The following is a 14,120-nucleotide window of genomic DNA, read 5'->3' on the forward strand; positions in this document are numbered from 1 at the left end:
TCACTGTTCACTATTTAAAAATATTAATGAACGTAGTAACGATAGGAACGCCTAATAAATCTATGAGAAATGCGCCAACGATTGGTACGACAAGATAAGCTTTTGGTGAAGCACCAAATTTTTTCGTAATGACATCCAAGTTAGCCATTGCGTTAGGTGTAGCACCTAAACCGTGTCCAATGAAACCACCAATCATAACAGCAGCATCATAATTTTTACCTAAGCCACGGAACACAACAAATACTGAGAATAAAACAATAAATATAACTTGTACTAATACAATAACAATTAAAGGGATAGCTAATTTATAGATTTCAGTTAGTTGAATACTCATTAAAGCTATAGATAAGAAAAGACTTAATGATACATCACTTATACTATCTACAATCTTCATATCTATAAGATTTAAATTATTAAATTCTGAAATATTTCGTATGATTACGGCAACAAACATAGCTCCTACATATATAGGAATATTAATTCCTGTTAAATCAGAAAAAGTGTTGCCAATGTAAGTTCCAATTGCCATACAAATTGCTACAATTGTAAATTGAATAAAGAAGACAGTCGTAGGTTTCATACGCTTATGTAAATAATGATTTGATCTTACATTTCCATAATCTTTAGTCGTTTCATCTGCATGTTGTGGTTTTAGATCGTACTTATTAATTAAGTATTTAACTACTGGTCCTCCAATTAACCCTCCGGCTACAAGTCCTAATGTAGCGGCAGCTAAAGCAGCAGTTAAAGCGGAATCTATTCCCAAACCTTGTATCGTTTGACCATAGGCGGCAGCATTACCATGACCACCTTCCATTGACATTGAACCTGCTGTTAGCCCAAGTAAAGCAGGTATATTGAGCACTTTGGCTAAAGAAACGCCAATAATATTTTGGCACACGGCAAGTAGTCCACAAAAGATAAAATATAATATTAAGACTTTTCCACCTAAGCGTAACAATTTGAGTGACGCGCCGAGTCCAATAGTTGTAAAGAACGCAAGCATAAAGAAATTCTGAAGAAATTCAGAATCTAGCTTAATTGTTATGATATGTGTTGATTGTAAAACTGCAACGACTATCGAGAATAACAAACCACCTATAACCGGTGCCGGTATACATAATCGTCTCAGTATAGAGACATGGTCAACTATAAATATACCTAAAAGATATAAGACACATGCCAGTGCTAAAGTTGTAATAGCATCTAATTCTAGCATTTTCATTCCCCCTTAATATACGAATCAAGCTGATTGGTACATGATTTATAAATAAAAAAACGATTATTAAAAGCGTTTACAAAACGCCGTGATTGTTATTATACAGATGTGAGATTCATAATGCTAGTTAAGAATTAATGACAAGGCATAAGAATGAGTTAAGTGTAATTAAATAATACCCTTGTTACAGGGACGAACTTATTTTAAATCAATATAAAATAATATTTGTCGTATTATGTTCGCCATGTAAAGTCAGGGTTTGTCATGTCTGATTTTCGCATTCTAGATACATAAGGATTCCCTTTTACTGTAAAACGAAGCGGTTTAAATGTCCACTCTCCCTTGTTTGGAATCCCAATACGACCACTTTCTTCAATGGCTTGAGGATACTTGCGATGTTTTGTATCTATCAGCAAACGACCTTCATTTAAACGAGAGCCATCTAAATGTCGAGGTATATTGAAAGCTTTTGTCCATTTCCCAGGACCATTTGTTAATTCGAACCCTTTTTTACCTCGATTTAATTGCATGACTTCAATACCTTCTTCGGGCTCGACAGCCCTAATTAAAACACCTTCAGGAACACCTTCTGTTTTAGTAACAAAATTAATTAAAAGATGTGTATGCATCACATGTGCGTAAATTGTACCACCGTTTTTATATAGCGATTCCACTTTTGGTGTTCTTTTTCCTTTGTAACCGTGTGCAGCTTGATCTTGTTCGCCTACGTATGCCTCAGTTTCTACTATATAACCGGTAAAAGTGTGCAGGTCATCTTTAAAAACGATACGCACACCTAATAAATCTTTAGCTATGGTAATTGTATCTCTACTTACGAAGTCCATTGATTGTGCCTCCATTGTAATTTTAAAAAATATTTGTTTTTAAAATTATTAAAAATTATGTAAAATTATATTATCAATCCCGTTGTGTTTTGTTAAACTGAGTATATTGGGACGTATTTCATTTATATATAATGTATCAAAATTTAATACAAAACTAAAATGTAGCTAATGAACTAACGTATGTGAAATGAGGGTATTATATGGAGAGAAAAATAGGCTTTGGCCAAGCATTGAAGCTATTTTGGAAGAATTATATTAACTTTAAAGGTCGTGCACGTCGAAGTGAGTATTGGTATATGGCATTGTGGCATCTTATTTTTATAGTTCCGGGTCTTATTTTATTATTAATTGGTTTAATGACTATGATTACAGGCATTTCCACATATAGTTCAACTACAGCAATGATAGGTCTTATCTTATTATTTATCAGTTGGATATATATTGCCATTTATAGTTTAGCGACATTAATTCCGAATTGGGCAATGTTAATAAGACGGTTTCATGATACAGGGAGAACAATGTTACTCCCACTTATATTTTTAACTCTATTAATTATAACTTATATATTAATGTCGATAATAAATTATCAGGATCCTGAATACCAGTACTTATCAAGTACTCTTATTGTTATTGTAAGTTATATGTTGTATATGGTTGTAGGTATCTATAATATAGTGATTTGTTGTCTAGATAGCGAGAGAAGGACAAACAAATATGGGCCGAGCCATAAATATGGTAATCATCTTAAATCAGTAAGTCATGATTACGCAGACCTTTATAATTAAGAAAAAAATAGATTAAAAACCAATATAATCTAAGAAATAAAATAATAGATAAATCACCAAATAATTTTAAATGATAATAAAACGTTGTAGCCTTATATAATTAAAGGCTACAACGTTTTATTATTATTATTTGATATAAGATAATTCAGGGTGTGATATGCCTAATAAATCATGTAAAGCTTTATAGCGTTCGAATAGTCGTTCATATTGCTTAACTTTTGTTGGTTCAGGATATTTACGATAATATACAGGTTGTTTCATATGCATGACGGTTGATTTTAGTGAATCGTAAGCGCCGCCAACATGAGCACCTAGCATAGCTGCCCCCAATGCAGTAGCGTTACTGGAATCTATGACGACGACTTCCTTGTTAAGTACATTTGCATAAATATCGACAAGAAGTTTACTTTTAATAGGAATGCCACCCGCTGCATAGACGGTATGGACTGGAATGTTATTATTCTCAAATTGTTGCATTATCATTTTTGTTCCAAAAGCAGTAGATTCCAAATACGCGCGATGAATCATTTCAAAAGGTGTTTGTAATGTTAAACCAAAGATACTGCCAGTGAGGTGACTGTCACTTAAAATACTACGATTACCATTATGCCAATCCAGCACTGTGACGTGCTGTTTATCGATAGATATATTAGAGGCCAATATTTCTAAATATTCAATGACGGTCATATTTTTAGCTTCTGCTGCGTCAACAATATGTTTGGGTGCCAAGCTAGCAGAATAATTAAATAGGTCACCTACAGCTGCTTGTCCTGCTTCATAAGCATATAAACCTGGAATAATTGCATCTTTCACTGAACCTGTAATGGCAGGAATCGGTTCTTGTTTAGCATCAAGCATCAAATGACATGTACTGGTACCGATGACTGGAGTAAATTCACCTTGTTCAATTGCGCCAACCCCAAGCACACCAGAATGTGCATCGATGATATATGGAGAGATTTGAACTTCTTTAGATAAGCCCCATAAACTTTGGAAATATGGAGAAAGACTTCCCGCGCTTTCACCGATGTTAATTACTTCGCCCTCACATTTTGATTTAACAATATCAGGTAATTCAGCATCTACTGCTTTGAAAAATTTATAATTAAAACCATCAGTTTTATTGTAAAAGCCTTTAAATCCAATACCACAATTAGAACGAATGTTTTTATCAGTTAATAAACTAACTAAATAATCACCTGCTTCCATAATATAAGCAGTTTGCTCTAAGATTTCTGGTGCTTGGTGTTTGACTTCTAATATTTTAGGCATCATCCACTCGCTATTCACGCTATGTCCATAGAAATCTAACCAAGAACGATCTATAGCATCACTGATTTTTTTCATATGGGTGGCTTCATCTTGTGCGCCATGATGTTTCCATAATTTTACATATGCATGGGGATTATCTTTTAAATCATCGTGCATATGTAATGGTTTAAATGTTTCATCTAAAAATACAATTGTACAACTTGTGAAATCGATACCGATACCGATGATAGCCGTAGGATCAACTTTACTATCATCAATTACGTGTTGTACACCATCTTTCAGTATGTTTGTATAGTCTTCTGCATGTTGTAAAAAATAATGATGCGGAAGTTCCTTACCATTTAATGAACCTGAAATTGTGCCATGTGGATATGCTTTGATATAAGTAGAAATAATCTCTCCATTCGATGTATCCACTAAGAATACACGACCAGAAGCAGTGCCATAATCGATACCGATACTATAACTCATGTTGTGAAGCCTCCTAATAATTAGTAGTGAAAATAAGAGAACAGTTTATTTTAATACAATGATAGTGCTTACATAATATAATGTAAAGTTTATATACTGAATATATGTTTTGATGAAAGAGGGAATAGATTGTATGAAAGATTAGAAAGTGACATGAAAAATAACACTCTATAAAGTAGTGTGTATTTAAATTTGAAATGGTATCATCAAGGTATATTATTTTCAAAAGAGAGGTGTCGAGCAAATGTCATTAAAAATCGAACATATTACTAAAAGATATAAAGATTTTACTGCAGTCAATGATATTTCATTATCGTTAGACCGAGGTAAAATGTTGGGTTTTCTAGGTAGAAATGGTGCGGGGAAGACGACAACTTTCAGGATGATATTAGGTTTAACGCCTATTACTGAAGGAAAAATAACATATAATGACAAAGTAATTGATCGAAGCTTATATAATAGGATAGGCTATTTACCGGAAGAAAGAGGCTTACACCCTAAGATGAAAGTTGAAAAAGAATTACGTTATCTCGCTACTTTAAAAGGTATGAAAGCAAAAGAGATTACAAAAGCGATAGATTACTGGTTAAATCGTTTTGATATTAGTGAAAACCGAGAAAAGAAAATTGAAGCTTTATCAAAAGGCAATCAACAGAAAATTCAACTTTTAGCAAGTATGTTACACAATCCTGAGTTACTGATTTTAGATGAGCCTTTCAGTGGTTTAGATCCTGTTAACGTAGAGCTACTAAAATCAGCAGTACAAGATTTAAATGATGCTGGTACCACAATAATTTATAGTTCACACAGAATGGAACATGTAGAAGAACTTTGTGATGATGTATGCATATTGAATAAGGGGAAATTAGTTGTATCAGGGCCCATAAATGAAGTGAAGGCTAACCATGGCAACAAGAGCGTCATTATAGAAACAGAACACGAAATGAAAGAAATTGATAATCTACCAGGTGTACTTCAGGTAGAAAGAAATAAAAAAGAGATTAAAGTGATGATCGAATCAGAAACAATTGCTGAAAGTATTTATAAGGTTGTTATACAATATGGTTTTGTAAAAAGGTTCCAAGTTGTTGAACCGTCACTCAATGAGATTTTTATAGATAAAGTTGGTGATTTGCATGGATAAATTTCTTTCGACTTTTTCCTTAACATACAAAAATAAAATCAAGACGAAATCATTTGTGATATTCACAACTATTGTCATTATTTTAATAATTGCCGCTTCAAATGTTAATAAAATCATGGATATGTTTGATGATGGACCAGACAAAGTAGGCGTTGTTACTTCAAATGATGATATTTATAAAGCTATTCAGGCACAAGGCAATCAAATGGACGATGATACTAAGTTTAAGAAAGTAACAGAAAAACAAGCTAAAAATCAAATAGAGCAAAAGAACTTGGATAAGGCTTATATCATCCAATTAAATAAAGGTGAAAATCTATCAGGAAAAATTGTGAGTAAAGATCCTGTATCAGAAGCAGATAAGAAAAAATTACAAGGTACTTTAACCACCATTCAAACACAAATTTTAGCTTCGCATTTAGATCTTACTCCAAAAGAACTCAAACAATTACAATCACAAAGTAAGGTGACATCAGAACTCATCTCTGATAATGGTGGACAGTCAAATTTAAGTGAAGCACAAAAAACATTTAATACTGTAATGGTATATGTAGGGATAATGTTAATGTTCTTTATCATTATCAATTATGCAGGGCAAGTTGCGATGGAGATTGCAACTGAGAAAACGTCACGCGTCATTGAAATGATTATAACAAGCGTCTCTCCAGTGACTCATATACTTGCTAAGATTTCAGCTGTAATTGCAGTTGCTTTAACACAAATTATGATTATTATATTGACAGGAGTTATTTGTTTCTTTGTATTTGATATCGGAGAGATGCTAAAAGGATTTAATATAGAACCTAATGAATTAACAATACAGTTGACGCTCGTAGGTATTGTTTCTTGGGTTATTGGTATTTTGTCGTATGTTATTTTGGCAGCTATCTTAGGATCTATTACTGCACGTATTGAAGATATTAATCAAGCGCTCATGCCTATGACTTTAATGAGTATGATAGCTTTTTATATCTCAATTTTTAGTGCTACCAATCCAGATACTTTATTAGCAAAAATCACAAGCTTCGTCCCTTTACTCTCCCCGTTTGTAATGTTTGTACGTGCTTCGACACCTGATGTTGCTATTTGGGAAATTTTAGTGAGTATTGGGTTATCGATAATAACTATTTTTGTATTGTTATGGATAGCAGTACGAAGCTATAAAGATACGATACTAAGTTTTGATAAAGGTTTTATGAATTCTATGAAACATATCTTTAATAAAAACTGATGTTAGAAACGGTTAAATCCCAATTGGGGAAGTAACCGTTTCTTTTTTAAACCTAAGTATATAATAAATATAGATAGGGAATATATGAGTTATAATTTGAAAATGTTAAAATAGAAAGAAATTTTGCATTGAAAATACATAGTATTGTAAAAAAGTATAACAATTTTAGAAATAGTTTGTTAGAATTGACGATTAGTATAGATATATATATTTGTATAAATTGTTACAATATAAGAGTATATCGAATTAAAAGTAAGCTTAATACATTCATACTATAAGTTATAAGTAATGTTAAATTATCTTTAAGTAACGCACTTATGTTTAAGGGAAGCATGGGAGCACCCATTCGAATACATAAACATGCAGTAGTATGAAGATATGTCGGTTGATGATTTTAGTGAATTTAGGAATTACCTATAACCAATACATAACCCCATTTGCATTGTAGTATTATAGGTTACGTTTGTAATTGATTTTTATTCATGATAAAACCATGCGTTGATACAAAGAGAAAATGTTTGGTTTGAAAGGGAGTAATTGATGATGTTTGCAAAAGTAGAAAGTCAAAGTAATGGAATTGATTTAATAAAAATTGATAATGAGGAAACGAAAATTGTTTTTACGAATTATGGTGCACGAATAGTTTCATGGAAATTTGATGATAATAATATTGTACTTGGTAATGTAGTAGAAGCGGATGAGTTTTACACAGAAAATCCATTTAATTTTGGTGCTACAATTGGTCGCTATGGTGGTAGAATCGCCGATGCAACTTTCCAATTAGATGGAAAAACGTATCAACTTGATTCCAATAATGGCCAACATAATATTCATGGTGGTCCACACGGACTTGATACGCAATTCTTTGATTATGAAGTTGAAGAGCAAGTTGGACAAGTGAAAATTATTTTTAAAACTACAATTAAGAGCTCAGTTGACCATTTCCCTGGAGATATTGATTTAGAAGTCATACATACGTACGATGTTGATCATAAATGGACAATTGAATATAAGGCGATAGCTACTGAAAAGACGATATTTAATCCAATGAATCATGTGTACTTTAACTTGAATAGAGACAATAAGGTTATTGATAATCATAGTATTGCGAGTTCCAAGTTAGACATGTATTTGTTGAATGAAGACAATATTGTTCAAAGTTTAGAGCCAGTGGATTTAGTGAATAAATTCAATTCTGAGAATATACAATTCAAAGATATATTTAATAGTGAAGATGCAGTAATTAAAGAACAAATGGATCGTTTTGGTGGTATCGATCACCCATTTGATTTAGGAAGTAATGAAATGACTGTTGAAAACAAACATTTTTTATTAAAAGTAAAAACAGACATGCCCAATATTGTGATATTCACATTTAATGATACTACAAGTTGGCAAAGTGACTTTAATAATTATAAAGCGCATTCTGGGTTTACACTTGAAACGCAATGTATACCTAATGATATTAATTTATTAGGGGATAAAGCACCTTCAATCCTAGAAGCCAATACACCATACTACTCTAAAACGTCTTATAAGATTTTTGAAAAATAAATAAAGTCATATAAAAAGAACATGCCATTGAAGTGGCGTGTTCTTTTTAATTGATTATTAACCCCATACAAACATATAAATAGATTTTATTTGTTTGTAAGAGTTTGTGCACGTTTTAAGAATTTTTCTAACTTAGCAATGCGTTCGTCAGTTAAGTATGGATTGTTTAAGGCGTATGTTAATCGAGATATGTTTTTATTGTCATTGTAATAAATGTCATTAAGTTCAAAAACTGAGAGTAATGTCGTTTTATCAGCTGATTTTATTAATTTTAAATTTGAAGAATCATGTACAACCCCTTCTTCTAATACTCTGAAATAAAAGCCTGTTCTACATGAACGAGACATACGTTTGACTAAGTCAGGGATTTGATATTTCTCTTGAATTTTCCAACAAGGCTCTCTGATTTCAGCAACTTCGACGATGGCTTCTCCGAGTGAGAATTGATCACCAAAATGAACATCTTTTTCATCTAAATCAAGGACAGTTAAATTCTCACCAAACATAGCGTAATTAGGTAAAGTTGGCAAATCATCTTTCCATAACTTATAATTCTTTTTACTGTAAACACAAACTGCCTTATTAGGACCACCGTGGCCTTTATATTCTTGCTCATCTTCAATAAATCCAGTTTTAGTGAGCAACATTGTACCTTGAAATTTTTCTTTGTTTAGTGCTGAACGCATAGGGCGTTTCTTACTATAAGGTAAATCTTGAATTTTACCAGTTGAGATTGCATTTAAGGCATATATCATTATTTTCCCCCTAAAGACTAATTATTATAATTTTAAAACAATATTTCGATTATGCAAACTATACTAATAAATTAGAAGTGAAAATTCTTTTTTTAACTATGTATTTTAATAAATCTCATGTACAATAAAAAGAAAAGTACTGTGTGTAAAGGGGAAGCATTATGGATAAGAAACAGTTGAAAATAAGTACATTTAATGATGCGTTAGACCAAATTAAAGACGGTATGATCGTAGGTATTGGCTCTGGATCAACAATAGAATTGCTTGTTCCCAAAATTGCTAGCAAACTAGATCAAGAAAACATTCATATTACAGGCGTATGTACATCGAACAAGACTGCTTTTATAGCAAAAGAATTAGGTATTCGAGTAGTGGATGTGAATGATGTTGATCAAATTGATGTGGCAATTGATGGTGCAGATGAAGTAGACGAAAATTTAAATTTGATTAAAGGTGGCGGGGGTGCATTATTTAGAGAAAAAGTCATCGACGCAATGGCCGATAGGTTTATTGTATTAGTTGATGAATCTAAATGTGTAGACTACCTAGGCCAAACCTTTAAATTACCCGTTGAGGTAGATCAATTTAATTGGTTACTCGTTTCTAAAAAAATTGAAGCAGACCAAAATGTGAATACGATTCGTCGTATGGTTGATGATGTGCCATTTATAACAGACAATGGGAATTACATACTTGATATTGTATTGCATAAAAATATAGATCCATACGCTATGCATGAATATCTTATTCATCTTGTAGGCGTATTAGAAACAGGATATTTCTTAGATGTAACTGACCAAGTGATTATTGGTACACCAGCAGGCGTGAAAGTGGTTCAAAAATAAATTATCTTTAGCAATATGTTACTCATTTAATGATATAAAGATCTACATATTAAAACAATGTAAGTTTAAAACTGCGACAAGCGCTCTGACTTTGTGGCAGTTTTTTGGTGGATACTTTCTCTGAGTACTGTTTTATGTTGTAGTGTTCGGCTATGACTTTTCCTTCAAGAATGAGCCTGAAACCCTTGCTATGAAGCTTAAAATGATAACTTGGCTTGTAAAAGTGACTGAGAGTCTAAGATCATTATGCAACATTATAGTTGATAAATAAAAAGACAAAGCAAATGCTACTTTTTAGCACTTGCTTTGTCTTTTTTTGATATTTTAACTATGAGTGAAGTATCGCTGCTCTATCGACGATGGCCACGTTTACTTTTTAGTTTAAAAGGAGAACGCGATGCCGATTCATTTTTATCATCATTTGATTTTTCATTTTGAGTTGGTTGCTGTGATTCAGTTGAACCTTGTTCATGATCTTCCGTGATAGATGCTTTAGCGTTTTTCACCGCAGAAGATTTACGGTTTGAACCGTAGCGTTTTTTTTTCGTAATCGTTTCATCTTGTGTATCTTTTGAAGCATCAGTGTGTGCTTTTTCCGTTGAAGCTTCAACAGGACTATAGCGTTTTGGTTTGCTGTCTACTTCCGCTGTTTGGTTTGAATCTTCTGTATCGTCAGATGTAGGCTGTGAAGTAATATTTGCACGACTATCATCATTGATTGAATCATCCTGTATGTCTTGATGATCATTGGCATGAGCTTTTGTTTCATCATGACGATGTTCAAGGTCTTGTTCATCAACAGATGACGTGTTGTTGTGATCAGATTGTTGATTCACATGTGACTCCTTTGTATGTTGTGAATCATGTTGCTGCGGACTGTCATGGTCTACTGGCGCGTCATCATCTTGTTTATCATGTTGGGTTGTAGCAGGCTCACTTTTTTGTGATTTATCATCAGCTTTTGTATAAGGTTGTGCCGCTGTATTATCATTTTCAGAGTCTTCGTTAACGTGGTCTAAGTAATTATTTTCATCTACTTCATCTAAGTTACGTTTAGTAAAGAAGTAAAAAATTCCGCGAATAATGAAACTTAATACAATATAGATAACTGCTACTACTGTTGTAGAAAGTGCGATGACTTTCATAGAAAATACATAACCTAATTCTTCATTGAACAAGAATACAAGGCCAAATGACATTGCTGCATGAAATATTGTAGCAATATAAATTGTACGACCTTTGGTAGCTCTAATTAGCTCACCGATAATCATAGAAAATGCGAAATAGTATAAGAAATTATATAACGTATATTCAAAACTGAATGATATATTGATACTCCATATTGCATACATGATACCCACTAAAATAGAAGCGAATAAGGTGTTCATCTTAGTTTCAACGATATGTTGTAAGTAAGAACGGAAACCTAACTCTACTAAGAAAGCCATTATTAACTGTCCGAGTATAATTGAGAAAATAGATACTGATAAATCTTCAGACTGTAATAAAACATAACTATCAGCAAAAACATTAAAACTTGCCATTGCTATAATAAAAATAACTAATGGCAAAATAAGTGCTAATAAGATGCGCTCAATCACCTTTAAGCTGATTGTGAATTTCAAACTACCTAATTGAGTCGTTCTATGTTTGAAAACGATAATACATAGAATTGTAGCGATGAACGGTGCTAAGAAACTCATGTCAAAAACAAAAGTTTTAAACGGCACTGTATTTTGAAAATCTTTTAGTATAATTGGCAATGCATAAGAGATGATAAAGAAAATAAATATCATCATTGCCCATTGAAAACCGGGTATACGCTTTTTATTCATTATGTAACCTCCATTTGGGTTTCAGAAAAATCATTTGTTTTTAATTATACATACTTATTAAACAGAAATAAATTAAATTAAAGTATTTATCATTGAAATGTAATAGTTTTACGTAAACTAACATGTAAATGAAATATTTAAAGTGTATTTTAAATATTATTTTTGGGACTATCGGGTAAAGGTAAGTATAAATTGAATTGACAAAAATGTAAGCGTATACTTAAATGTGTTGTAGCATTTCAAAGGAGGAAGACTATGTATAAGTTAGCACAACGTGAATTATGGACAGGTAGAATTGACAGTGAAACAGATGAAAAACAGTTTAGACATTTTCAAACAATCCAATTCCAAAATATAAAGGAAGAATCCAATGAATCGCGACATGGTGTAGGGATATTAGGTTATGCAGTTGATAAAGGTGTTGAATTGAATAAAGGAAGGTTAGGGGCTAATGAAGGGCCCAATGCCATTAAAAAAAACTTTGCTAATCTTCCTGTTGTGCGTAAATGTGCCGTGTATGATTATGGAAATGTTGAACATGATCATGAAACATTAGAAGAAACACAACAAGAATTTGGACATTATGTAGCAACTTCAATTCAAAGGCATAACCAAACTTTTTTACTTGGCGGAGGACATGATATTGCATATGCGCAATATCTCGGGACACGAGAAGCATATCCAGATGCATCGATTGGCGTAATCAATATTGATGCCCACTTTGATACAAGAGAAGAAGAAAAATCTACATCTGGTACTAGCTTTAGACAAATTTTAGAAGAAGATGATAACGCTGACTATCTAGTATTAGGTATCCAGCAAGGCGGCAATACACAAGGGCTTTTTGATTATGCAGAAGACAAAAATATTGGCTATGTATATTCTGATGAACTCTTACATCAAATATCTCCGCCGATAAAAGATAAAATTGAACGTTTTATACATGATCATGATGTTATTATGTTTACAATTTGTATGGATGTAATTGATAGTGCATTTGCGCCTGGTGTGAGTGCCAATGCGGTTTTGGGTTTATTCCCTCATGTTGTATTAGAACTAGCTAAACGTATTATTCCAAATGAAAAAGTTTCAACAATTAGTATTGCTGAAACCAATCCTAAGTATGATGTTGATAATCGTACTGCAAAATTGACAGCTCATTTTTTCCATCATTTTATTCTTTAATATTCCAATAAGAAATGCAATGTTCAATTAACGAAAGTACTCGCTCAGAGTGCTTTCTTTTTTTTAAATAATTAATATAGATGGTACGGCCAATTTGTGGGCGTATATCTATGGCATCTAAATCACGGGCATTAAATGATTGATAGTATACGCGAGGAATTACAGCATAGCCTAATCTTCTATGGACAAAATTTGTAGCCGCTTCAAAACGATCAACTTCCATGATGATTTCAGGATGTATATTCATCCGTTTAAAGTAATCATCCAGATGTTTACGTACTTGAGAACCTTGAGTTGGTAATATGAGTGGTAATGATTGGATAGATAGTGCTTTCGTTTTTGGAAATGTATCTTTAGGTGCAATCAAGACATAGGATTCTTCATATAATGGTATAGATTCAATAGCTTCATGTGTAATCTGTTCGTTAGTAAAAGCAATATGATTTTCGAAGTTTATTAACTGCTCAAGAATTTTAGTTTGATCATGAATCTCTGAAATGAGATAGGTTTGGTTCATGTGGTGCTTATGGTGGGCAGCAATAACTTGTGACACCCATTGGTTAGACGATTCTAATATGGATAACTTGATTTTAGGTTCTTGGCTAGTATTGAGATCATGCATTTTTTCAACAGTTTGATGATACGTTTGTATGAGTTCCTCTGCATAATTGTAAAATTGTATTCCTTTTTCAGTAATCTTAATATCTTTGGTCGTGCGTATGAAAAGTTCATAACCGAGTTCGTTCTCTAGTTTTTTAATAGTAGCGGTTAATGATGGTTGGCTAATGTGCAAAAAGTTAGCTGCTTTTGTGAAATTATTATATTTTACCACAGCGACAAAATATTCTAATTGAATAATCTTCATGTGCATCCTCCTAATAATGATTAGTTGAGTTATAGTTTTAAGTTATAAATATTTAGTTTATTTATATTGGTAGTCTATATATTAACATATTATACTAAGAAATATAGAAGGAAA

At 32.4% G+C, this 14,120-nt stretch carries 11 protein-coding genes and 1 pseudogene; 6 read left to right on the forward strand and 6 right to left on the reverse strand.

Translation table 11 applies throughout. The annotated features are described in order from the left end of the window. Nucleotides 1-10 precede the first annotated feature (10 nt). Both gltS and QMO72_RS03015 read right to left on the reverse strand, forming a co-directional pair. Nucleotides 11-1,219, reverse strand: a complete 1,209-nt coding sequence (gltS, locus tag QMO72_RS03010) for a sodium/glutamate symporter (RefSeq protein WP_103267560.1) — start codon at nucleotides 1,217-1,219, stop codon at nucleotides 11-13. Nucleotides 1,220-1,452: 233 nt separating this feature from the next. Next, nucleotides 1,453-2,064: a DNA-3-methyladenine glycosylase gene (locus tag QMO72_RS03015; RefSeq protein ID WP_103267559.1), complete on the reverse strand. Its 612-nt coding sequence runs from the start codon at nucleotides 2,062-2,064 to the stop codon at nucleotides 1,453-1,455. A gap of 200 nt (nucleotides 2,065-2,264) precedes the next feature. On the opposite strand from QMO72_RS03015, the gene QMO72_RS03020 reads away from it, so the two are divergent. Then, complete coding sequence (locus QMO72_RS03020) at nucleotides 2,265-2,849, forward strand: DUF805 domain-containing protein (RefSeq protein ID WP_103267558.1); 585 nt, start codon at nucleotides 2,265-2,267, stop codon at nucleotides 2,847-2,849. A gap of 126 nt (nucleotides 2,850-2,975) precedes the next feature. Here QMO72_RS03020 and QMO72_RS03025 read toward each other — a convergent pair whose 3' ends face one another. Then, on the reverse strand, nucleotides 2,976-4,592 hold the full coding sequence (locus tag QMO72_RS03025; protein ID WP_103267557.1) for a ribulokinase: 1,617 nt from the start codon (nucleotides 4,590-4,592) through the stop codon (nucleotides 2,976-2,978). Nucleotides 4,593-4,836: 244 nt separating this feature from the next. Between QMO72_RS03025 and QMO72_RS03030 the strand changes: the two genes are divergently transcribed. The 3 genes from QMO72_RS03030 to QMO72_RS03040 all read left to right on the forward strand — a co-directional run bounded on the left by QMO72_RS03030 (nucleotide 4,837) and on the right by QMO72_RS03040 (nucleotide 8,521). Next, nucleotides 4,837-5,736: an ABC transporter ATP-binding protein gene (locus tag QMO72_RS03030; RefSeq protein ID WP_103267556.1), complete on the forward strand. Its 900-nt coding sequence runs from the start codon at nucleotides 4,837-4,839 to the stop codon at nucleotides 5,734-5,736. Further along, complete coding sequence (locus tag QMO72_RS03035; RefSeq protein WP_103267555.1) at nucleotides 5,729-6,967, forward strand: ABC transporter permease; 1,239 nt, start codon at nucleotides 5,729-5,731, stop codon at nucleotides 6,965-6,967. The genes QMO72_RS03030 and QMO72_RS03035 overlap by 8 nt, the downstream gene beginning before the upstream one ends. A gap of 543 nt (nucleotides 6,968-7,510) precedes the next feature. Beyond that, nucleotides 7,511-8,521, forward strand: a complete 1,011-nt coding sequence (locus tag QMO72_RS03040; RefSeq protein ID WP_286093235.1) for an aldose epimerase family protein — start codon at nucleotides 7,511-7,513, stop codon at nucleotides 8,519-8,521. Between the two features lie 86 nt (nucleotides 8,522-8,607). Here the strand turns inward: QMO72_RS03040 and QMO72_RS03045 are convergent, their stop codons facing one another. Next, nucleotides 8,608-9,276: an MOSC domain-containing protein gene (locus QMO72_RS03045; protein WP_103266140.1), complete on the reverse strand. Its 669-nt coding sequence runs from the start codon at nucleotides 9,274-9,276 to the stop codon at nucleotides 8,608-8,610. A gap of 158 nt (nucleotides 9,277-9,434) precedes the next feature. Between QMO72_RS03045 and QMO72_RS03050 the strand changes: the two genes are divergently transcribed. Next, the gene (locus tag QMO72_RS03050; protein ID WP_199196654.1) at nucleotides 9,435-10,121 is read left to right on the forward strand and encodes a ribose 5-phosphate isomerase A; all 687 of its coding nucleotides are present in this window, start codon (nucleotides 9,435-9,437) and stop codon (nucleotides 10,119-10,121) included. A gap of 584 nt (nucleotides 10,122-10,705) precedes the next feature. Here QMO72_RS03050 and sdpC read toward each other — a convergent pair. Continuing rightward, a pseudogene (gene sdpC / locus QMO72_RS03055) lies at nucleotides 10,706-11,956 on the reverse strand (peptidoglycan release complex CPBP-like subunit SdpC); the annotation flags it as partial. A 255-nt stretch (nucleotides 11,957-12,211) separates the two neighbouring features. On the opposite strand from sdpC, the gene hutG reads away from it, so the two are divergent. Beyond that, the gene (gene hutG, locus QMO72_RS03060) at nucleotides 12,212-13,141 is read left to right on the forward strand and encodes a formimidoylglutamase (protein ID WP_103266137.1); all 930 of its coding nucleotides are present in this window, start codon (nucleotides 12,212-12,214) and stop codon (nucleotides 13,139-13,141) included. Here the strand turns inward: hutG and QMO72_RS03065 are convergent. After that, on the reverse strand, nucleotides 13,131-14,006 hold the full coding sequence (locus QMO72_RS03065) for a LysR family transcriptional regulator (RefSeq protein WP_069822870.1): 876 nt from the start codon (nucleotides 14,004-14,006) through the stop codon (nucleotides 13,131-13,133). The genes hutG and QMO72_RS03065 overlap by 11 nt on opposite strands. Nucleotides 14,007-14,120 lie beyond the last annotated feature (114 nt).

The sequence above is a fragment of the Staphylococcus casei genome (genome assembly GCF_030294405.1).
GTDB lineage: Bacteria > Bacillota > Bacilli > Staphylococcales > Staphylococcaceae > Staphylococcus > Staphylococcus succinus.